At 52.1% G+C, this 21,430-nt stretch carries 16 protein-coding genes; 9 read left to right on the top strand and 7 right to left on the bottom strand.

Annotation, left to right across the window (positions count from 1 at the left end; genetic code table 11):
* Positions 1–191: 191 nt before the first annotated feature.
* From GEI7105_RS0112755 to GEI7105_RS0112745, 3 genes are all read left to right on the top strand, one after another.
* On the top strand, positions 192–860 hold the full coding sequence (locus GEI7105_RS0112755) for a Uma2 family endonuclease (protein WP_017660847.1): 669 nt from the start codon (positions 192–194) through the stop codon (positions 858–860).
* Positions 861–897: 37 nt separating this feature from the next.
* Positions 898–1,545 (top strand): Uma2 family endonuclease, encoded by a 648-nt coding sequence (locus GEI7105_RS0112750; RefSeq protein WP_017660846.1) that lies wholly within the window; start codon positions 898–900, stop codon positions 1,543–1,545.
* 111 nt (positions 1,546–1,656) lie between these two features.
* The gene (locus GEI7105_RS0112745; protein ID WP_017660845.1) at positions 1,657–2,526 is read left to right on the top strand and encodes a 6-carboxytetrahydropterin synthase; all 870 of its coding nucleotides are present in this window, start codon (positions 1,657–1,659) and stop codon (positions 2,524–2,526) included.
* 137 nt (positions 2,527–2,663) lie between these two features.
* Here the strand turns inward: GEI7105_RS0112745 and GEI7105_RS0112740 are convergent, their stop codons facing one another.
* The gene (locus GEI7105_RS0112740) at positions 2,664–3,452 is read right to left on the bottom strand and encodes a hypothetical protein (protein ID WP_017660844.1); all 789 of its coding nucleotides are present in this window, start codon (positions 3,450–3,452) and stop codon (positions 2,664–2,666) included.
* A 140-nt stretch (positions 3,453–3,592) separates the two neighbouring features.
* Entirely contained in the window at positions 3,593–3,997 is a 405-nt protein-coding gene (gene tnpA / locus GEI7105_RS0112735; RefSeq protein ID WP_017660843.1) for an IS200/IS605 family transposase, read from the bottom strand.
* A 45-nt stretch (positions 3,998–4,042) separates the two neighbouring features.
* On the opposite strand from tnpA, the gene GEI7105_RS0112730 reads away from it, so the two are divergent.
* Both GEI7105_RS0112730 and GEI7105_RS0112725 read left to right on the top strand, forming a co-directional pair.
* A complete protein-coding gene (locus tag GEI7105_RS0112730; protein WP_026097624.1) occupies positions 4,043–5,353 on the top strand; it encodes an RNA-guided endonuclease InsQ/TnpB family protein in 1,311 nt (436 codons plus the stop codon).
* 80 nt (positions 5,354–5,433) lie between these two features.
* The gene (locus GEI7105_RS0112725; protein ID WP_017660841.1) at positions 5,434–7,341 is read left to right on the top strand and encodes a GTPase family protein; all 1,908 of its coding nucleotides are present in this window, start codon (positions 5,434–5,436) and stop codon (positions 7,339–7,341) included.
* 96 nt (positions 7,342–7,437) lie between these two features.
* Here GEI7105_RS0112725 and GEI7105_RS0112720 read toward each other — a convergent pair whose 3' ends face one another.
* Positions 7,438–8,913 carry a BCD family MFS transporter gene (locus GEI7105_RS0112720; protein ID WP_017660840.1) on the bottom strand — a complete coding sequence of 492 codons (1,476 nt, stop codon included), beginning with the start codon at positions 8,911–8,913 and terminating at the stop codon, positions 7,438–7,440.
* 288 nt (positions 8,914–9,201) lie between these two features.
* Between GEI7105_RS0112720 and GEI7105_RS0112710 the strand changes: the two genes are divergently transcribed.
* Positions 9,202–9,927: an NYN domain-containing protein gene (locus tag GEI7105_RS0112710; protein WP_017660838.1), complete on the top strand. Its 726-nt coding sequence runs from the start codon at positions 9,202–9,204 to the stop codon at positions 9,925–9,927.
* Between the two features lie 324 nt (positions 9,928–10,251).
* Here GEI7105_RS0112710 and GEI7105_RS0112700 read toward each other — a convergent pair whose 3' ends face one another.
* Complete coding sequence (locus GEI7105_RS0112700) at positions 10,252–10,530, bottom strand: SWEET family sugar transporter (RefSeq protein WP_017660836.1); 279 nt, start codon at positions 10,528–10,530, stop codon at positions 10,252–10,254.
* Positions 10,531–10,768: 238 nt separating this feature from the next.
* Here GEI7105_RS0112700 and GEI7105_RS0112695 point away from each other — a divergent pair, with 238 nt between their 5' ends.
* Positions 10,769–11,692 (top strand): RluA family pseudouridine synthase, encoded by a 924-nt coding sequence (locus GEI7105_RS0112695; protein WP_017660835.1) that lies wholly within the window; start codon positions 10,769–10,771, stop codon positions 11,690–11,692.
* Between the two features lie 82 nt (positions 11,693–11,774).
* On the opposite strand, the gene GEI7105_RS0112690 is transcribed toward GEI7105_RS0112695, so the two are convergent.
* The 3 genes from GEI7105_RS0112690 to GEI7105_RS0112680 all read right to left on the bottom strand — a co-directional run bounded on the left by GEI7105_RS0112690 (position 11,775) and on the right by GEI7105_RS0112680 (position 15,525).
* Positions 11,775–12,677, bottom strand: coding sequence for a DUF1186 domain-containing protein (locus GEI7105_RS0112690; protein WP_017660834.1), 903 nt, complete (start codon positions 12,675–12,677; stop codon positions 11,775–11,777).
* Positions 12,678–12,815: 138 nt separating this feature from the next.
* Positions 12,816–13,808, bottom strand: a complete 993-nt coding sequence (locus tag GEI7105_RS30300; RefSeq protein ID WP_017660833.1) for a DUF1186 domain-containing protein — start codon at positions 13,806–13,808, stop codon at positions 12,816–12,818.
* Positions 13,809–14,100: 292 nt separating this feature from the next.
* A complete protein-coding gene (locus GEI7105_RS0112680; protein WP_017660832.1) occupies positions 14,101–15,525 on the bottom strand; it encodes an NADP-dependent isocitrate dehydrogenase in 1,425 nt (474 codons plus the stop codon).
* Positions 15,526–15,630: 105 nt separating this feature from the next.
* On the opposite strand from GEI7105_RS0112680, the gene GEI7105_RS0112675 reads away from it, so the two are divergent.
* Both GEI7105_RS0112675 and gltB read left to right on the top strand, forming a co-directional pair.
* The gene (locus tag GEI7105_RS0112675; RefSeq protein WP_017660831.1) at positions 15,631–15,810 is read left to right on the top strand and encodes a hypothetical protein; all 180 of its coding nucleotides are present in this window, start codon (positions 15,631–15,633) and stop codon (positions 15,808–15,810) included.
* Between the two features lie 402 nt (positions 15,811–16,212).
* The gene (gene gltB / locus GEI7105_RS0112670; RefSeq protein WP_017660830.1) at positions 16,213–20,913 is read left to right on the top strand and encodes a glutamate synthase large subunit; all 4,701 of its coding nucleotides are present in this window, start codon (positions 16,213–16,215) and stop codon (positions 20,911–20,913) included.
* Positions 20,914–21,430: the final 517 nt, after the last annotated feature.

Here is a 21,430-nt window from a genome sequence, read left to right as displayed (position 1 = left end):
CCCCTTAGTAAGGGGAGGATGGGTGGGGTTCCGGGTGCAAAAGTGAGATGCACCCGCGCGGTGACTGATATGGTTCCTGCGCTCCCCAAAATTTATATTTTCAGTGTTACAAATATCGACCAACAATCAATCTAGATAAATTCTTAACTAACGTTCGACAAATAAATAAAAAAGAAGAAGGGAAATCAAAAATGTCTGAGAGAACTCTGCAAGTCTCACTCAAACAAATTGTGTTATCTCCCGGTCAACAACTCGTGATGACCGATGTAACTTGGCAGATGTACGAACGAATTTTAGAAGAGTTCGGAGAAAAACGCAGTGCGCGGATTAATTACAGTCAGGGACTTCTAGAAATTATGGTTCCGTTGCCAGAACACGAGGTTAGCAAAGTCATAATTGGCGATTTAATTAAAGCTTTGCTAGAAGAACTAAACCTTGAGTTTTGGAGTTTGGCATCGACTACCTTTAAAAACAAAGTGATGCAGCAGGGTCTCGAACCCGATGACTGTTTTTATATCGAACACGAAGCAGCGATTCGCGGTAAAAAACGTCTCGATCTCACTGTCGATCCGCCTCCCGATCTCGCAGTTGAAATCGATCTGACCTCTCGAACGCGTTTAGACAATTACGAAAAACTGGGTGTTAAAGAACTCTGGCGTTTTGACGGTGAGGTGTTGGAAATTAGCGTGTTGCAAGAGGGGAAATATCAGCGATCGCACCAGAGTTTTCATTTTCCTATGTTGGCGATCGCAGAAATCATTCCGCAGTATCTCGAACGCAGTAAAGTCGAAGGTCGAAATCAGACGATGAAAGCCTTTCGCGCTTGGGTCAAACAAGAAACTCATGAATCACTTGAATAATTTCAGAAAAAATATTCATAATTTATCCGATCGCACTATGCAAGTCTCACTCAAACAAATTGTGTTATCTCCCGGTCAACAACTCGTGATGACCGATGTAACTTGGCAGATGTACGAACGAATTTTAGAAGAGTTCGGAGAAAAACGCAGTGCGCGGATTAATTACAGTCAGGGACTTCTAGAAATTATGGTTCCGTTGCCAGAACACGAGGACGATAAGGTCATCATAGGCAATTTTGTTGAAATTTTACTAGAAGAACTCGACCTCGAATTTAGAAACTTAGGTTCGACGACGTTTAAAAGTCAAACCATGAAACAGGGGATCGAAGCAGATAGCTGTTTCTACATCGAACACGAAGCAGAAATTCGCGGTAAAAAACGTCTCGATATCACTGTCGATCCGCCTCCCGATCTCGCAGTTGAAATCGATCTGACCTCTCGAACGCGCTTAGAAAATTACGAAAAACTGGGTGTCAAAGAACTCTGGCGGTTTGACGGTGAGGTGTTGGAAATTAGCGTGTTGCAAGAGGGGAAATATCGGCGATCGCACCAAAGTTTTCATTTTCCTATGTTGGCGATCGCAGAAATCATTCCACAGTATCTCAAACGCAGTAAAGTCGAAGGTCGAAATCAGACGATGAAAGCCTTTCGCGCTTGGGTGAAAACCGAGATCGAGCGCTCGTAAAAACTTCGTAACCGACGTATTGACAGCCTTCGCGCGATCGCACCTTCCCCTCGACTCCAAAAACACCGCGATACAATGGAGTAACCTTTACAGAACTTCACACGCGATCTCATGGACTGTATCATCAACCGTCGAGCGCAATTCTCAGCCAGCCACCGATATTGGCTCCCCGAACTAAGCGAAGCCGAGAATTTCAAGCAGTTCGGCGCTTGTGCGAAAGCACCGGGACACGGACATAATTACGTCCTCTACGTCTCTATGGCGGGACAACTCGACGAGTACGGGATGGTGTTAAACCTCTCCGATATCAAACACGACATCAAGCGGGAAGTGACCAGCCAACTGGATTTTTCCTTTCTCAACGAGGTGTGGGAAGAGTTCCAAGAGACGCTCCCGACGACGGAAAACGTAGCGCGAGTCATCTGGAATCGCCTCGCAGCGCACCTTCCTCTGGTGCAAATTCAATTGTTCGAGCATCCCGATTTGTGGGCGGATTATTTCGGAAACGGCGACGAAGCCTATCTGACGACGCGAACTCACTTTAGCGCCGCGCACCGTTTGGCGATTCCCGACGCCAGCGACGAGGAAAATTACGCGATTTACGGAAAATGCGCCCATCCCTACGGACACGGACACAATTACCATATCGAAGTGACGGTGAAGGGTGAAATGGATCGTCGCACGGGAATGCTCGTCGATTTGGGTCAGTTGATGCAACTGATTGAGGATCGCGTCGCCGAACCGTTCGATCATACGTTCCTCAATCTGGACGTTCCCCATTTTGAAACGGTAGTGCCGACAAATGAAAATTTCGCGCTCCACATTTGCGAGCTTTTAAAAAATCCCGTTTGCGATTTGGGCGCGCAACTGTATAAAATCAAACTGATTGAAAGTCCTGGGAATGCTTGTGAAGTCTACGCCAGCGACATGGAAGACGACGTTAAAGCCCCGAGCGATCGCGATTTAGTCTCTGCAAAATAAAACGTTTTTTGTGAAACTCTGGTCATCTTAAAGATAGATCCCCGGCATCTCCAAGATGCCGGGGATCTGGCAGTGTTCTAGCATTAAATTTGTAAAGATACTGTTTTCTATAAATAGAATAATTGAAATTCAGAAATTTAACTTAGAGGTCTCCGGGCTTGAGACGATCGCCCCACTAAATCGAGAATGCCAACAAAAACAATACTTAAAACTAAACCGACGACTAACAAAACTGACCACATCGTATGCCATTCTAAAATACCTTCAAATCCCGCAATTTCGTAAAAGAACTTGTTGCTATCGACGAGCTGTAGCGAATTGTCGTCGTTTCTCACGAACAAAACGTCATAGTAAGGATAGCGATCGTTGCTGAACTGTCCGCCCGTGGCGGAGACTAAAATAAATTCTCGGCCGTTGTTTGCGATCGCTTCGATAACAATTCCTTGCAGTAACTTAGCTTGGTCTTCGTAAACCTCAGATTCGGGGGTAGAGAGTAACTGGGTAGCTTCGATCGCATCGTACAGCGTGGCGAGTTGCGCTAACGACATTTGCGGCTCGATCGCCGTGAGGGTCCCGCGATCGAACAATTCCACGAGTCCCCGCGTCGGATCGCAATATTCGCTGTTGCATTTCGAGGAACCGCAATATCCCGAATTTCCGAGAGGTTCCTGATAGTTGCGATCGCACAAAATCGCCGGATCGACTTGAAACACCGACCGGTCGTTTGTCGTTTCTAAAGACGAAACCGGTGTAATCGACTCGATCGCCTCGATTTCCATGGCCTCTAGCGGAACGGGCGGCGGTTGAAAAAAGTAACCCCAGTAAAACCGGGCAAACGCGATCGATGCGAGGCCACTCAACCCGGCAAACGGGACGAACAGCAGGAGAAATCGCCTCAACTGCCATTGAAATCCTCGATTTTGCATGGTGGGAGTCCCTCGTTAACGCTGTCGATCGCCTACAGCGCGATCGACTTCGATTCCAGACACGAAAAATAGCACGGTAGCTTGGTAGCCCCGTCTCTTTAGAGCGGGGAGGAAAAGCGACACGGCGGCTTCAGCCGCCTTCAGGAATGGTGGGGGTCGTTGATGTAAGCCATGATCTTTGCGGTGCTGACCTTCCCAGTAGTGTCGAAGAAATACGAGCGAGTCCACAGGGAGGGTAGCTTGCAGAGGCGCGGAAACTCCTGTCTGAGCAACCTGGAAGAACGACCTTTCATTGCCCTGGCTATTTGATGAATGGCAACCTGGGAGCCATGCTCTACCAGAATGTGAACGTGGTCGGGGGCTATTTCTAGAGCCTTGACTAGCCACCCATTCTCTAGGGCGACTTCATTGAGTATTGCGGCAAGTCTGAGCTTGACATCGCCAACTAAAACCTTCTTCCGCCGCTTCGGTATCCAGACTAGGTGAACATGGGCCAGCCCTACCGAGTGATTACCGTGACGGTAATTAATAGACTCATCTCGCATTGTTGAAGGCTACCCATTTATCTACAACTCCAGTATAATTGTTTTATGGCTAAAACCTTTGCAGCACAAGTCAATCGGCTACCTGAAGACAGAGAGTTGTCAGCAGCATTGGAGTATCTGTGCAGAGAGTCCAATAAGCTCTACAACTGCACTCTGTACTTAGCTCGACAGCTTTACTTTAAGGCGGACAAATTCTCCAACGGGCGCTGGCTGTCCACTGAGATGAAGCGCAATCCTCACATGAAAGCGCTTTATACCAGTGCAGCTCAGCAAACTTGCATCTCTGTGGGAGAGGCTTTTAAGAGTTTTAAGGAACTGCTAAAGCTATGGCGTAAAGGTGAATTGGCGGAAAAACCAAAACCTCCCAACTATCGAACCTCTGGAGGGCTTTTTCAGATCAGCTATCCAAAACGCTGGCTGAAACTGGTGGAAGGCATGGTTAGGGTTCCTATGGGTACAGCCTGCAAGGTCTGGTTCAACCTGCCAGAAATCTTTCTGCCATTCCCGAGCAATCTTGACTGGGGGAAGGTTAGAGAACTGCAAATCGTTCCCAAGGCTGGCTACTTCGATGCAGTCTGGATCTGTGAAGGGAGTCCCGTCGATCTGGTTGATTTAGACCCGAATAAGGCTCTGTCCATCGATCCAGGCTTAGATAACTGGCTGACTTGTACCACAACTGAGGGCACCAGCTTTATCGTTGATGGTAAACATCTGAAATCGTTGAACCAGTGGTACAACAAACGGGTAGCCAGCATCAAGGAAGATAAGCCCCAGGGTTTCTGGTGCAACCTGCTAGACCGCATTACGGGCAAGCGAAATCGACAGATGAGGGATGCTGTTAACAAAGCCGCTCGAATCGTGATTGACCACTGCCTGGAACATGGGATTGGCACCATTGTCTTTGGTTGGAATAAAGGACAAAAGCAGCGGTCTGATCTGGGCCGTAAAACCAATCAAAAGTTTGTCTCCGTGCCTACTGCAAGGCTCAAAAAGCGTATTCAACAGCTTGCAGAGCAGTACGGCATTATCTTTATCGAACAGGAGGAAAGCTATACGTCAAAGGCTTCTGCGCTAGACCTGGATGAGATTCCCGTTTTCGGTGAAAAACCCGAAGGATGGAAGCCATCTGGCAAGCGTGTGAAGCGTGGTCTATACCGTACAGCCGATGAAACCGAAGTCAATGCTGATGCAAATGGCTCTTGGAATATCGGCAGAAAAGCAAACGTAACCGGGATGCAAGGCACCCCGGCAAGAGGCGTCTTGACTTCGCCTAAGCGTCTGAGGTTATGGGATCTACCGCATGTCGATCCTATCAGAAGTGCTGAAACTCCCTCCGGGGAATCCCCGTCGCTTTAGCGCGGGGAGTAGTCAACAACGTTAAACTAGCGATCGAGGGACAACCGTATGGCAACAGTCGTAACCGAGGAGCGATCGAGATGGTGCGTTTGAAACCGTGGCAGTGGGCAATTTTATCCACCCCCATCGCCAGTATCGCGGTGTTTTTACTCGTGTCCGCCGGAATCCAGATTCACAACTGGGGCATTAACTGGATTTGGGGAATCGTCGTTCTCGCGTTCGCAGGGTGGCGGTGGCTGTTGGTGAAGTGGACGCAACCCGCGATCGCCGAAGTAGAAGCCGTCGTCGCCGAAGTCAACGCCAAACTCGAATCCGTCGCCGACACCGAAGCCACCGGGGGAGACGACGCCGCCGCAAAAGTCGAACCCGCATTGCAACGCATCCTCGAAGACTGTCGCGACGACGCGCCGATTTGGGAAGACTGGCCGCAGTTTTGGCAGCGATGTCAAGATGTAGTGGTGGCAGTGGCGAACGCTTACCACCCGGAAGTCAAATATCCGCTGCTCAGTATCTACGTTCCCCAAGCGTACGGGTTGATTCGGGGAACGGTGGACGACCTCGATCGCTGGATGCAGCAGCTTTCCCCGGTTCTCGGACAGGTGACCGTGGGACAAGCCTATCAGGGATACGAAATGTATCAGAAACTCGAACCCTCGGCGCGAAAACTCTGGAAAATTTGGAACGTGGCGCAGTGGGTTCTCAATCCGGCGGCGGCGATCGCGCGACAAACGACGCAGAAATCGAGCGATCGCGCCACGCAACAACTCCTAGGCAATTTAAGTCAGATGTTGCGAGAAGCGGCGTTGCGAAACCTCGCCCAGCAAGCGGTTCTGTTATACGGCGGTACGTCTCTCCCGGCGTTGGAGGCGCAAAAGCCGCAACAGATGGAGGCGAAAACCCAAACCTTGCGGGAAATTCTCGATCGCTCCGAACCGACGGAAAGGGTGGAGAAAAAACCCGTGAACTTGCTGCTGGTGGGGCGCACGGGGGCGGGAAAAAGCAGCCTCATCAATACCTTATTTCAGTCGGAACGGGCGGAAGTGGACGTTTTACCCAGTACCGACGCAGTGAAACAGTACGTTTGGGAAAGCGAGGAGGGCGAAACCCTGACGCTGTGGGATACGCCGGGATACGAACAAGCCAATCGCAACGAGTTTCGGGAGTTGGTGTTGGATTACGCGCGGACGGCGGATGCGGTATTGTTGGTGACACCCGCTCTCGATCCGGCGTTGCAGATGGATGCGGACTTTTTGCAGGATTTGGCTAAAGAAATCGAGGACTTACCGACGATCGCCATCGTGACGCAGATCGATCGCCTGCGTCCGATTCGCGAGTGGAACCCGCCGTACAATTGGGAAGGGGGCGATCGCCCCAAAGAGAAGTCGATTCGCGAGGCGACGCACTACCGCCGCGAACAGTTGGGAAGTCTCTGTAAACAAGTGCTTCCGCTGGTGACGCGAGACGAGACAACGGGACGAACCCCTTGGAACGCCGAACAACTCTCCGTTACCGTGATGGAGGCGATCGAACCGGCGAAACAGTTGCGCCTGGCGCGATTTCTACGCGATCGCGAGGCGAAGGTTCGCGCGGCGGCGAAAATTATCGATCGCTACACCTTCCAAATGGCGACGACTCAGGGCGTCACCACATTTCTCAAAAGTCCGGTTCTTCAGTTTATTTCCACCCTCACCACCGGACAGCCGACTCTGGCATATCTCCTCGCCGAACAGATTCCCGTGGAACAATTACCCATCGTCATCGGGAAACTTCAGATGGCTTACGACTTGTTTTCGCTGTTGAGTTCGGGAGATTCCCACATCCGCAACTTCGATTTGTTGTCCTTGTGGCCGGTGTTGTTAGACAACCCGGAACCGCCCGATCGCAACGCTTGGTCGTTCGGTCACGCCTTGGTGGAATATTGGACGCGAGACTTATCGATCGAGCAGTTTCGCGAGCGATTTGAATTCTACGAAAAAGGGCAGGGGTGAACTCGTCGCCGATCGGGTATATCTTCAAGGCAGCGATCGTCCGATATGCCATACAGAAACCCAGTCGTCCCGTCTTCGTTCCTTTCCCGTTCGCCCCTAATCGAGATCGCCTTCCATCACAGTCGTAATCGCCTGTTTCGCGTTCGACTGGAACTCCTTAATATTGACGCGGCGCAAGAGCGCGATCGCACAAACCATTCCCACCGCTTGCAACACGAACACCGAACCGTAAGCCAACATCGGCTCGTCGAATACCACTTTACCCAGGTTCAAAATTGCACCGCCGATGACGGTAGACAAGCCTCGCGCCATCGCTTGCGCCAATCCCCAAGCGCCGATGAAGGTTCCCGCCGTTTCCGCCACCGTCAAATCCAACATCAAACTGGTAGCACCGGCCGTCAAAACGCCGGAGAACAAGCCGAACAGTCCGATTCCAGCTTTCAACAAACCGGGATTCGTCACGACTCCCGCCAAAATCACCAACCCCAAACATACCGCCGCACCGAGACAACCGTACTTCGTGGTGCGTTCTTTCCCCAAGCGAGGGACGATGGCGAATCCCGTGACGCCGATTCCGATGAGAGTTCCCACGCCGAAGGGAATGTTGAGCTTTGTGGTTTCGGAAATGCACATTCCGAAGACTTCACCGCCGTAAGGTTCCATGACCGCGTCTTGGGCGAACAAGCTAACGGTCAACACCAGCAAAAACGAGAAAAACACGCCGGTTTGAGGGCTGGCGGTCAGGACGCGAAAGGCACTTGCGGGGGTAATTTTATCTTCGTGGTTCGCAGCTCGCGATCGCAGGGCGTAGCGGGAATATTTCTTTTCGACCCCCACCGTCGCCAGCAAACAGAGTCCCAAAACGATCGCCGGTACGATGACAAACACCGGGTTGATGGTGCGGCTGAGGGTGGCGATATTCGCCATCTGTTCCGTTTGTCCGGGGGAGTAGGAGAGGATCTCCGCCCCGCAGATTTCCGGTCGATCGAGTAGCGTGGAACTGATAATCGCCCCGACGACGATTCCCACCATCAACATCGACCACACCACGCTAATGAGTTTCGAGCGGTTGTCTTCGTCGGAAATGTCCACCAACATGGCGGCGAAGGGCGTCGAACTGGCACTGAGCGAGAGTCCGTAAAACGCGAACACCGCCGCCAGTGCGATCGCCCAGCCATAGGTGGGAGCGCTCAAACCCGCCGTCTGCAAGCTGTTACCCAGTTGCCACAACACCTGCAACGCCACAAACGATGTGAGGGTAAACAAGATCGCGCCGATCCAAACGTAACCGGAACGGTGTTTTCCAAACAGCGGTTTGGCGTCGGACATCTGACCGAACAGAACTCGCGCCGGAGAGACGAACCGTTCCATGGCGATCGCTCCAGTGGCGATCAGGGCGGGAACTCTCAGCTCGTCGATGGCGATCCGGTTGATCACGCCCAGCGTCAGCAGTGACATCATCCCCAGCCCCATTTGATAGAGTCCGAGGCGAAACATCGTCAGTAGGGTGATGCGCGGAGGCATCGGTTTAGCGTCTGAAGGTTGGGATTCGTTGAGGTCGCGAGTATCCATGTCGAGAGGCTTTTGAAATCGTTCGGTGTCTATATAGTGTAAGGCTCTTGGGGAAACGCGATCGACCTGTTCGGAGCTTCGGCTTCTGTTGCAAAGTCGAGGCCGAGGTCGAATCCATTGGCTTCGTCGAAGTTTCCGTTTTGTCAAACGGTTCCCGCTATGGTGTCGCAGTTGAAATTAAAATGTAATCGATCGAATGTCGTTGAAGAACGGTGGAGACCGAGCGATCGATGTCCGTCATCGACACTCGTTTCCCCATCTATCCCACCATACCCTTAGCGTGTTTCGATGAATTCTCACGAACAGCTTCACACCGGTCGCCTCGCCGTCTTAATCGATGCAGATAACGCCAATGCAAAGCTTCTCGACGCCTTATTAAAAGAAATTGCCAAATATGGAACGGCTAACGTCAAACGGATCTATGGAGATTGGACGAGTACGCGACTCAACTCGTGGAAATCGCAACTTCTCAGTCATGCCATTCAACCCATCCAACAATTTTCGTATACCACCGGAAAAAATGCCACCGACAGCGCCTTAATTATCGACGCTATGGATTTACTATATACCGAGAATTTCGATGGCTTTTGTATCGTTTCGAGCGACAGTGACTTTACGCGGTTGGCGTGTCGCATTCGCGAATCTGGACTCGTGGTTTACGGCTTTGGCGAACAGAAAACCCCTTCTCCCTTTGTCAAAGCTTGCAATAAATTCATTTACACTGAAATCCTCGAGGCGCATCCTGAAACTGAAAAAGATGTGGAAGCATCCTCGAAAAATTACGCATCGAAATCGAGCTATCACCAGCTTTTAATCGATGCTTACGAGGCCGCCAGCGGCGACGACGACTGGGTAGGTTTGGGAGCGGTGGGTTCTCAGCTTACAAAACTTTCGCCCTCGTTCGATCCGCGCAATTACGGGTATAAAAAACTCAGCCAGCTCGTACAAGCCAGTAATTTATTCGATATTAAAAACAAACCTCATTTACGCATTTGTCTGAGGAGTAAATCGTAAATCGAGTTGAAGTGCGATCGCCAATTGTGAAGAGACACGATCGCGCATCGTTCTCGATTTCCAACCTCTCTCTTGACTGAGTTCGAGCCAAGTCTAAAACTGTTCGGCGATCGCGCGACTGTTGGCTCGAGCGACGGCGAACTCCACCTCACCCATAACCTCTATGTTTACCAAAATGGCCGAACGAACTTCTTCGCGAACGCAAAGCGCCTCGCAGAAAGCGATTTTCTAACCTTGTTTTTAGCAAATCTTGGAGCTTTCCCGAAACGCTCTCAGCCCTAAAAGGGGGCTGTCGAAATCGCCCGTCCAAAAAACTCGCTCGCCCTAAGAATCGACCGAGGCTCGCCGAACGCGGTAATGAATCTTCAGCCCTAAAATCGCCGAAGATAGCATCAACGTAACCAAGTTCGCAAAAATCACGGGTAAATCCTGCACGGATGTCCCATAAACCAGCCAGAGTAAAATGCCGAGACACAACGTCACCAGCATACTCCAAGAAATATCGTCGGCAGACTTAGATTTCCAGGTTTTAATCAACTGCGGGAGATAGGCAATTGTCGTCATCGTTCCCGCTAACAACCCTAAAACCATAGTGTCGTTCATGTTAGGCTCCCATTTTTGAATGCGCGATGGTTTGCTGGCGTTCGAGAGTCGTTAGATTGTAAAAATCTTAAAACTCAGACAGTCCGATAGGGTACAATTGAGTGCCGAGCGACGGCTGTTTTTGCTGTCGAATAGCGATTATAGAAGATAAATCTGCCACTGCGATCGGGAAAAAGAAGAGATAAGCAGAATTCATCGAACGAAATCGGGAATATTCCACACTGTTATCGATCCTGAGATGACTGAGATCGCCCTAAATGTAACGACCAACGGATCGCGTCTCGATCGCTTTTTGGCCGATCGCCTCAGCGAACTGTCGCGATCGCGCGTGCAGCAACTCATCGAACGGGAGTGCGTGCGCGTCAACGACGAAATCTGTACCTCGAAAAAATTGAAAGTCTACGCGGGCGATCGCCTTCAGGTTGAAATTCCACCTGCCGAACCGCTCGAACTCGAGCCGATGGAAATTCCCCTCGATATTCTCTACGAAGACGACCACCTCCTCATTGTAAACAAACCGGCCGGATTAGTGGTACATCCTGCCCCCGGACATAGCCAAGATACTCTCGTTAACGCCCTTTTAGCTCATTGCGATCGCCTCGCGGGAATCGGCGGCGTCCAACGTCCCGGTATCGTTCATCGTCTCGACAAGGACACCACGGGAGCGATCGTCGTGGCGAAAACAGACGTCGCCCACCAGCACTTACAAGCTCAAATCAAGGCCAAAACGGCTCGTCGGGAATATCTCGGCGTCGTCTACGGTTCCCCGGACGCCGACAGCGGTACGATCGACCGTCCCATCGGACGCCATCCGGTCGATCGAAAAAAAATGGCCGTCGTCCCTGAAGACCGAGGCGGACGGGCGGCTGTGACCCACTGGCAAGTCCGAGAACGGCTCGGAAACTATGCGTTACTTCATTTTTGTCTCGAAACCGGCCGCACCCACCAAATTCGCGTTCACAGCGCCTCCATCGGACATCCGATCGTGGGCGATCCAGTCTACGGTTCCGGGCGATCTGTGGGGGTCAACTTACCGGGACAAGCCCTACACGCTTGGAAGCTCACGTTAGAACATCCGGTATCTGGGGAAGCGATCGCCGCGATCGCCCCCCTTCCTGACACGACGATCGAACTTCTGCGGGTTCTCAAACGCCGCCAGTAGCGATCGATGTGCCGTAGGGTGTATCGATCGCCAGATCCCCGGCATCTTGGAGATGCCGAGGATCTTGTCCCACACTGAAACGTTATTTCTTCTTTTTCTTCTTTTTTGAACGATTCTTGCGACTCGACTTAGACGAACCCGAAGACTGCCCCCCGGCAAATCCCGAAGCTTTAGGTTGCACCGTTTTATCGAATTTAGGAGGGGTGAGAAGCGAGCGTTTTTGAGTTTTCTTAAAACACGCCCAGCTTTCCATTTCCGCGATTGTATCGTTGATAAAAGTATAAACCCCCCTCTTGTGAAGCCGTGCCATTGTTGCCTCTACACCTTCTTCAAACGCCCGATTGATATTTTTTAAACTAATAAAAAATGTTTCGACTCGATCGTCTTTATAAGCTTGTTCGATGTAAGGCTTGAGTTCGATCGCGCACAAATAATAGCTCGTCCTGGCGAGATAAGTCCAAATCTTAGAGTCATCCGGTTCTTTATCGAGCTTTCCAGAAAACAGTTCTTCCAGATATCGAATGACCTCTTCTCTCGGAAGTACGTCTTCAACGACTAAAACCACGAGAGCATCTAGGGCTGCCGATCTCGTCCATTCATTAATTTCTGGATTTTCAATGAGTTGTTGAATGAGTGTAATATCGCCGTAACACACAGAAGCGAGGATTCTGCATAGGTCTTCTGTGATAATATCTCCCGTGGCTTGCTCTGGCATCTCCTGTTTGTCGCCGGTTTGGTAGAAAAAATCGACGATAACGGGATAGGCTTTCTTTTCTCGAAATTGCGCGAGCAAGTATAAAGCGTAAATGTGTAAATACGCGGTGGTATCCTCGCACAACTCTTCGATGTTGTTTGCTCCATATTCAAGAGCTTCTAACAAGGCGGGGGTAATGGCTTCCCGCTCTTCGATCGCCTGTTTGACAGCGTAGCGAGGGAACGTACCGCGATAGGTACGGAGTTCGTTTAAAATTTCGTGTAATTGCATGGTTTGTATCCGAAGTTTGGTAAAAAACTGTCCGAGCGAAAATTGTGAACTGATAGAAAAGAAGGACAGCGCGTTTTTCTATCGTTGATGACAAGAACTCCGCCAGCGTTCGTACGACGAATTTCTTGTCCGAAATGCTTACTTTTTCTTCTTCTTCTTCTTCTTCTTCGATTTCGATCGATTCGTCTTACGAGCCTGTTTTTGCTGCTTTTGCTTAACTTTTTTAGGAGAATTCGCAGAGAGTTTTCGATCGTCCCCCCCCGAAGATGAAGCAGATGTCGTTTGCAGTTCCTCTTGCACTTGCATCGCTTCCATCACCCGAGCTTGCTGGGCGGTTGCAAACGGGCTGTGTTGTAAAAACACCTGCGGATTCATAAAAAGTATCGATTTTTCCAGATCGGCGATCGGGTCGTCAATTAACGTATAATCCGAGCTTTCGCGAAGTCGAGTCAAAGCTTCTTCTGGACTAAGTTGAAACGCAGCTTCCAACGCTTCTGGAGGAACCGAAATTTCATCAACCCATACCACTTCAGAAACGCGATCGATTTCGGGTTTGAGTTCGTCTCCGCACAAATTCATACAGGCTTTGACTAACATCGACCAGAGATCTGACTCGTTCGGTTCGCCTTTCAGTTTTCCCGAAAGCAACTCTTTAAAATATCGAACGACTTGTTCCCGTTCGAGGAGATCCCGAGCGACCAAAATCACCAAAGCATCGATGGCCGCTCCCCGAGTCCAGACACTCACTTCTCTATTTTCAATGAGTTGTTGAAGTCGCGAAAGATCGCCATTGTAAACTGAGGCAAAAACCCGACACAAATCTTCAGTGATGATATCTCCCGTGACCTCTTCTGCCATCACTTGCGTTTCGCCGGTCTGGTCGAACAAATCCACGATGAGGGGATAAGCTTGTTTTTCCCGAAATTTCGCCAGCAAATAGAGGGCGTGCATTGGTAAATACGACTCTTCTTCGCCTTCGTATACTTCTTTTAGGTTGTTTTTTGTATATTCGAGGGCGGAGAGCAATTCGGGTATAATGGCTTCCCGTTCTTCGATCGCTCGTTCGATGGCGTGACGGGGCAGCTCGTCGCTCGGCGTTTGCAGTTCGGATAAGATTTCTTTTATTTCCACGATCTAAATATTTAACGATTTACAACAACAACTTTTTCAAAGTGAGCAATTCGCTCGATATTGTAATTTACTATATTTTAAGATTCAGCGCAAGAGAATATACGATTTTTCTGTTGTTTTCAGGTGTTTTTGTTTGGAGATCGATTCTCAAACCCTCTTCGGTATGTGATTTCGAGAACGAACTAAGTCCCAAAAACGAGAACTCCAGCTCGTCGAAAAAACCAGAGTTCTCATTTGCTTTAACTGACCTGTTTTTTTGGAGTTATGGTCGTTCTAAAACGATGGATTTCCCTCAATCCTCAAAGTGAGAAACGATCGCGTCGGCAAACCCCGAACACTTTAAAGGTTCGACCGGTGGGTCTATCAACCGAGCCAAATCATAGGTAACTTCCCCGTTAGAAATCGCCGTACCAATACCCTTTTCAATCAGGGCTGCCGCTTCGTTCCATCCCATATATTCCAACATGATGACCGCCGATAAAATCAACGAACCGGGATTGATGCGATCGAGTCCCGCGTGTTTGGGAGCCGTGCCGTGAGTCGCCTCGAAAATGGCACAGTTATCGCCGATATTCGCTCCGGGAGCCATGCCCAAACCGCCCACGATCGCCGCAGCCGCATCCGAGAGATAGTCGCCGTTGAGGTTCATCGTCGCTAAAATCGAATACTCAGCCGGACGAGTTTGAATTTGTTGGAAAATGCTGTCGGCGATGCGATCGTTGACCATCACTTTCTCTTTCCATTTTCCATTACCGTGAGTTTCCCAAATCGTCGCGAGAACATCCTCGACTTCTTGACGAATTTCGGCTTGCTTGTCCGGTGTCAAAGAAGCGTAACCCGGATCGATTTTGCGTGCGTTTTCTTCGGCGGTGATGTCGGGATTGGCTTCTTTGTTGCTGAGAATCCACGATTCCCGTTCCGTCACGCACTCGTCGCGAAATTCCGTCGTCGCCAGTTCGTAACCCCAGGAGCGGAACGCCCCCTCGGTATACTTCATGATGTTGCCCTTATGCACCAGCGTCACCATTTGCTTCTCTTTGGGCAGGCGCAAGGCGTGTTTGATGGCGCGGCGGACGAGCCGTTGCGATCCCGTTTTACTAACAGGTTTGATGCCGATTCCCGAGTCGAGGCGAATTTGTTTTTTACCGTGTTCGGGCGTGGCGGGAATCAAATCGTCGTTGAGATGTTGAATGAGTTTTTCAGCGATATCGCTTCCTTGCGCCCATTCAATCCCCAAATAAATGTCTTCAGTGTTTTCCCGGTAGACGATGACGTCGAGTTTGTCCGGGCTTTTGTGAGGTGAGGGGGTTCCAGCGTAGTACTTACAGGGACGCACGCAGGCGTAAAGGTCGTTGATTTGCCGCAGAGCGACGTTGAGCGATCGAATGCCACCGCCGACGGGAGTGGTTAACGGACCTTTGATCGCGATGCCGTATTCCGTAATAGCGTTGAGAGTATCTTGAGGTAGATATTGAAACTGTCCGTACTGCTCGCAGGCTTCGTCTCCGGCGTAAATTTTGAACCAGCTAATTTTCCGTTTTCCGCCGTAAGCCGTCTCGACAGCCGCATCGATGACCTTTTGCGTCGCCGGCCAGATATCGACCCCCGTTCCGTCGCCGCGAATAAACGGCACGATCGGATTGTCGGGAACGATAGGTTCGCCGTCTTTGAACGTGACTTTTTCACCGACGCTCGGGGGGGTAATCTTTTCGTACATCTCGAACTCCTCGTTCTGCACTCCGGTACAAGTAAGCGATGCCAGACTACCAGATCCTTCAATGGGTTTGCTGTGTATTTAACGATTTAGGAAGAATTGAGGGGGATGCGACAACCGATCTGTCCGAGAGATCTCGTTTCTCGGAAAGTTGGGGCGTGCGAAGTGAAGACGATCGCCGTCCATCCCAACCCGACCCGTTGCCCGAACGCGATCGTTCGTCATCAAACCATTACCCGCGTTGCCAGAACGGGCTACTTTCGATTAAGATTTATGCTCTACACTTGATTTAGTGGTCAGGAGCGGCTGTCGTCAGGGCTAGACAGACTGTATTATAACCAACCGCGTCCAGTCCTAGATTGTTTTCTAGCCAAAAATATCGCATTCATTTTCTCGATGCGGTAGCGTTAGCTCCGAAAAGCAGTCGCGACGCTCCGGCGTAGGCTCGCCGACTTCTCGACACCCCGATCGCTCTTAACCGGCCCCTTTGCCCGAAGACCGACGCTGATGCGGCTAGATATCGCGCGACTTCCCCATGACGAAGGTTTCGTTTGCGCGCGATTCGTCGAGTCGCGAGTATCGGCCACCCGCGCAGACCCTACCTGACGCTGAGGGCAGTAACGGAACGAGCGAACTGCCTTGCTCACCCAACGAGATGTGCCAGAGTTACACAACGAACGAGGAATCAATATGGATCGAATGGGCGTAAATCGCGATCGCTACCAGCACACGAACGAACAGGCTTTTTCTCCCAACTTAACCGATCTAGCCGCAACTCACCGCGATGTCGGGGGTTCGGCCACAGACGCGCGAGACGGACAACGCTGGCTCGTCGAAGAACGGGATGCCTGCGGCGTCGGCTTTATCGCAGCTGTGGACGCGCAAGCCAATCACGACATCGTGGCTAAAGCCGTCAGCGCCCTCTCCTGTCTCGAACACCGAGGCGGGTGCAGTGCAGATTACGACTCCGGCGACGGTTCGGGAATTCTCATGGCCGTGCCGTGGAAACTCGTCGAACAATGGCTCGACGAACGGGAAATCGCTACACCCGTGCGCGAGCGTATGGCCGTGGGGATGGTGTTTCTCCCCCAAGAGGAGGAAACTGCCAAATACGCCAAGGATACGGTAAACCGCGTCTTTTCCGAGGAAGGGTTTAACGTCTTAGGCTGGCGCGTCGTCCCCGTCAACCCCAACGTTCTCGGTCCCCAAGCTCGAGAACTGCAACCGCAAATCGAACAGATTATCGTCAGCCACGACCGCCTCGAAGGAGACGAACTCGAACGCGCGACGTATTTAGCCCGTCGGTCTGTGGGAAAAGTTCTCGACGACGTCGCCGAAATTGAATGGGGCAACAACTTCTATATTTGTTCGTTCTCGAACCGTACCGTCGTTTATAAAGCGATGGTTCGCGCGGCGGTGTTGGGTGAGTTTTACCTCGACCTGAAAAACCCCGATACGGTCAGTTCCTTTGCCGTGTACCACCGTCGGTTCAGTACCAATACCATGCCGCGATGGCCGTTGGCGCAACCGATGCGCCTGCTGGGTCACAACGGCGAAATTAACACCCTGCTGGGGAACATCAACTGGATGAAGGCGCGACAGGCGGAACTGTCGAGTCCCGTGTGGGGCGATCGCATCAACACCTTACTGCCGGTCGTCGATGCCAGTAACAGCGATTCGGCCAACCTCGACAACGTGCTGGAATTGCTGGTGCGATCGGGACGGACGCCCCTAGAAGCCCTGATGCTGATGGTTCCCGAGGCGTACATGAACCAACCCGCCTTGGAAGCCTATCCCGAAATCGTCGATTTTTACGAGTATTACAGCGGCTTGCAGGAAGCCTGGGACGGTCCGGCATTGCTGGCGTTCAGCGACGGTAAAATCGTCGGGGCGGGACTCGATCGCAACGGTTTGCGCCCGGCTCGCTACCTCATCACCCGCGACGGTATGGTTATCGTGTCCTCCGAAGCGGGAACCATCGACATCGACCCGGCCGCGATCGTAGAAAACGGCCGTCTGGGACCCGGACAAACCATCGCCGTCGATCTCGAAAACCACAAAGTCCTTAAAAACTGGGATATCAAACGGCAAGTGGCCGCCCAGCATCCCTACGGACAATGGACGGCTGCCCGTCCGCTGATGGGAGAACGGAAAGGAATTCCTTTTGAGCTTGAAGGAGACCACCTCGTCCAACAGCAAACCACCTTCGGTTACACCAAGGAAGATGTGGACATGGTAGTGGTTCCCATGGCCACTGACGGCAAAGAACCTACCTATTGCATGGGCGACGACATCCCCTTAGCGGTGCTGTCGGACAAACCGCGCCTGCTGTACGACTACTTCAAACAGCGGTTCGCGCAAGTCACCAATCCCGCCATCGACCCGCTGCGGGAAGGGCTGGTCATGTCCTTGACGATGTTGTTAGGACGCCGGGGCAACTTGCTCGATCGCTCTCCTGGGGTCGATCGCCTGCTGAAAATCGAGAGTCCTCTGTTAAGCGACGACCAACTGGCCGGAATTCGTAACAGCGTTCTCCAAACCGCCACGTTATCGACGTTGTTCGAGATTAACGGGGGCGGCGACAAACTCAAAGGTGCTGTCGAAGCCCTCTGTGCGAAAGCGACAGCGGCGGTGGAAGCCGGGGCGGAAGTCCTAATTCTCAGCGATCGCATCGACGACAGCGGCAACCCCGCCAAAGTGGACGAAACCCATACCTACATCCCGCCAATGCTAGCCGTCGGCGCCGTTCACCACCACCTCATCGATCGCGGACTGCGGATGAAAGCCTCCCTGGTCGTCGATACCGCCCAGTGCTGGAGTACCCACCACTACGCGTGTTTGGTGGGCTACGGTGCCAGCGGCGTTTGTCCGTATCTGACTTGGGAAACCCTGCGTCAGTGGTGGCACGACGATCGCACTCAATCTCTCATCAAAACCGGGAAACTCCCCAACCTCAGCCTCGACGATTCCCTGAAGAACTATCGCAAAGCGGCCGAAGCCGGTTTGCTGAAAATCCTCTCCAAAATGGGGATTTCGCTGCTGTCGAGTTACCAAGGGGCGCAAATTTTCGAGGCCATCGGTATCGGCGGCGAGTTAATCGATTTGGGGATGAAAGGCACCACCTCCCGCATCGGCGGTTTGACGGTGGCCGATTTGGGTCGCGAAACTCTGGAATTCCACAAACGGGCGTTTCCCCACGTGGAAAAACTGGAACATTACGGCTTCGTCCAACACCGCAAAGGGGGCGAATATCACGGTAACAACCCCGACATGACGAAGCTGTTGCACAAAGCCGTTCGAGACGGGCAGTACGACCATTACGAGGTCTATCGCAAACAGCTTGAAAACCGTCCTGTGGCGGCGTTGCGAGATCTGTTGGACTTCAACAGCGATCGCGCTCCGATTCCTCTCGAAGAGGTCGAATCTACAGAAGAGATTCTCAAACGGTTCTGCACCGGGGGAATGTCTCTGGGGGCGCTATCGCCGGAAGCTCACGAGACGCTGGCGATCGCCATGAACCGCATCGGCGGGAAATCCAACTCCGGAGAAGGGGGCGAAGACCCGATTCGCTTCAAAGTCCTCGACGACGTGGACGAAAACGGCTTCTCGACACTGTTGCCCCACCTGAAGGGGTTGAAAAACGGCGATACGGCGTCTTCTTACATCAAACAGGTGGCATCGGGACGCTTCGGCGTGACGCCGGAGTACTTGATGAACGCCAAACAGATCGAAATTAAAGTGGCACAAGGGGCGAAACCTGGCGAAGGCGGACAGTTGCCTGGCCGGAAAGTCAGCGAGTACATCGCCATGTTGCGGCGGTCTAAACCGGGCGTGACCTTGATTTCGCCGCCGCCCCACCACGATATTTATTCGATCGAAGACTTGGCGCAGTTGATTTTCGATTTGCACCAGATCAACCCGAAGGCGGGAGTTTCTGTGAAATTGGTGTCCTCGGTGGGAATTGGAACCATCGCCGCTGGGGTGGCCAAAGCCAACGCCGACGTGATTCAAATTTCCGGTCACGACGGCGGAACTGGGGCGTCTCCTCTGAGTTCGATCAAACACGCCGGAAGTCCCTGGGAACTGGGGTTGACGGAAGTTCACCGAGTCCTGATGGAAAACCGCCTTCGGGAGCGCGTGACGCTGCGGGTGGACGGCGGAATGCACACCGGATGGGATGTCGTGATGGCGGCGTTGATGGGCGCTCAGGAATTCGGGTTCGGAACCGTGGCCATGATTGCCGAAGGCTGCATTATGGCGCGGGTTTGCCACATGAACCGTTGTCCGGTGGGCGTGACGACGCAACAAGAGAAATTGCGGAAGCGGTTCCCCGGAATGCCCGAACACGTGGTTAATTTCTTCGTCTTCGTGGCTGAAGAAGTGCGATCGCTCCTGGCGCGATTGGGGTATCGCTCCCTCAACGAACTCATCGGACGTTCCAACCTGCTGAAAGCCCGCGAGAACGTGAAACTGACCAAACCACAGGCGATCGACTTGCGTTGTCTGCTGGAGTTGCCCCAATCGGAAAATCGCGATTGGGTGACGCCGCAACCGGTTCACAGCAACGGGGCGGTTCTCGACGACGAGTTGTTAGCCGACGCCGAGATTGCCAACGCCATCAACAACCAAGGCAGCGTCGCCAAAACAGTGAAGTTGGTCAATACCGATCGCTGCGTCGGGGCGCGGATTTCTGGTGCGATCGCCGAAAAATACGGCAACACCGGCTTTGAAGGACAGCTCGACTTGACTTTTAAAGGCAGTGCCGGTCAAAGCTTCGGCGCGTTCACCCTCTCGGGAATGTCGATTACCCTCGAAGGAGAAGCCAACGACTACGTCGGCAAAGGCATCAACGGCGGCGAAATCTGCATCAAACCCCCAGCCAGTACGGACTTCGACCCGTCGGAAAACGCCATTTTGGGCAACACCTGTCTCTACGGTGCAACTGGAGGCATCCTCTTCGCCCAAGGTCGCGCTGGAGAGCGGTTTGCCGTCCGCAACTCTAAAGGTCAGGCGATCGTCGAAGGGGCGGGAGACCACTGCTGCGAGTACATGACCGGTGGAACTGTCGTCGTGTTGGGACCGGTGGGACGCAACGTCGGTGCGGGGATGACGGGCGGTTTGGCCTATTTCCTCGACGAAGACAATAGCTTCCCGGCAAAAGTGAACCCGGAAATCGTGACAATTCAGCGGGTTTGCACGTCTGCGGGCGAGGAACAGTTAAAATCCCTGATTCGCGCCCACGCCGACCGGGGTAGTGCTAAAGCTCAGCAGATTCTCGATAATTGGTCGGTATATCTGCCGCAGTTCTGGCAGGTGGTGCCGCCGTCCGAAGCGGATACGCCGTTGGCCAATCCCGAAGCGGCGGAAACGAAGGAATTGGCGAAAGCCTAGGAGTTTTCAACTGTTGCCACGGGTATAGCATCTCAAGGCGACCCCGTTCTCTATATTCTGAGAGCGGGGTTTTTTATTGTTGGCGGTCTCCTTATACTCCATCGGTTTCGGATAAGCTAGGTTTCAAGAAGTCTTCACCACATCCCCCCTTAGCCCCCTATCCCCCCTTCGCCCCCCTTTCAAAGGGGGGTTGGGGGTATAGAGGGGCTTGTCCGGTTGGGTAAAATCAGGATTTGAGTCCTCGACTCCGCTCAGACTCAACGCTTCGACTCCGCTCAGCGTTGAGATTCGGATTCTGTGTGAGGAAAGGGGGAGGGTTGAGGGGGTTCTCGATTTGAGGAAATCGCGGCGACTGGGGGTTGAAATTCGGTACTAGATAAGTTTCAATTATTTAATTTTTGTTTTCATTGATTTCTGCTTAGCGGGACTTAAACGGTAAAAAAGGTAAAATAAAAGCAAAACCCTTGACTGACAAGGATTTAAGGTGGAGAGTGTCCCCATGAGAGAGACCACCCCA

It is taken from the genome of Baaleninema simplex PCC 7105 (assembly GCF_000332355.1).
Lineage (GTDB): Bacteria > Cyanobacteriota > Cyanobacteriia > Cyanobacteriales > Geitlerinemataceae > Baaleninema > Baaleninema simplex.
The sequence above is the reverse complement of the archived record's forward strand: the minus strand, read 5'-3'. Positions and strand labels throughout refer to the sequence as shown.

Coding starts and splice junctions, on each gene's coding strand:
- GEI7105_RS0112755 (WP_017660847.1), top strand. CDS start 192: ATGTCTGAGAGAACTCTGCAAGTCTCACTCAAACAAATTGTGTTATCT.
- GEI7105_RS0112750 (WP_017660846.1), top strand. CDS start 898: ATGCAAGTCTCACTCAAACAAATTGTGTTATCTCCCGGTCAACAACTC.
- GEI7105_RS0112745 (WP_017660845.1), top strand. CDS start 1,657: ATGGACTGTATCATCAACCGTCGAGCGCAATTCTCAGCCAGCCACCGA.
- GEI7105_RS0112740 (WP_017660844.1), bottom strand. CDS start 3,452: ATGCAAAATCGAGGATTTCAATGGCAGTTGAGGCGATTTCTCCTGCTG.
- tnpA (WP_017660843.1), bottom strand. CDS start 3,997: ATGCGAGATGAGTCTATTAATTACCGTCACGGTAATCACTCGGTAGGG.
- GEI7105_RS0112730 (WP_026097624.1), top strand. CDS start 4,043: ATGGCTAAAACCTTTGCAGCACAAGTCAATCGGCTACCTGAAGACAGA.
- GEI7105_RS0112725 (WP_017660841.1), top strand. CDS start 5,434: ATGGTGCGTTTGAAACCGTGGCAGTGGGCAATTTTATCCACCCCCATC.
- GEI7105_RS0112720 (WP_017660840.1), bottom strand. CDS start 8,913: ATGGATACTCGCGACCTCAACGAATCCCAACCTTCAGACGCTAAACCG.
- GEI7105_RS0112710 (WP_017660838.1), top strand. CDS start 9,202: ATGAATTCTCACGAACAGCTTCACACCGGTCGCCTCGCCGTCTTAATC.
- GEI7105_RS0112700 (WP_017660836.1), bottom strand. CDS start 10,530: ATGAACGACACTATGGTTTTAGGGTTGTTAGCGGGAACGATGACGACA.
- GEI7105_RS0112695 (WP_017660835.1), top strand. CDS start 10,769: ATGACTGAGATCGCCCTAAATGTAACGACCAACGGATCGCGTCTCGAT.
- GEI7105_RS0112690 (WP_017660834.1), bottom strand. CDS start 12,677: ATGCAATTACACGAAATTTTAAACGAACTCCGTACCTATCGCGGTACG.
- GEI7105_RS0112680 (WP_017660832.1), bottom strand. CDS start 15,525: ATGTACGAAAAGATTACCCCCCCGAGCGTCGGTGAAAAAGTCACGTTC.
- GEI7105_RS0112675 (WP_017660831.1), top strand. CDS start 15,631: ATGCGACAACCGATCTGTCCGAGAGATCTCGTTTCTCGGAAAGTTGGG.
- gltB (WP_017660830.1), top strand. CDS start 16,213: ATGGATCGAATGGGCGTAAATCGCGATCGCTACCAGCACACGAACGAA.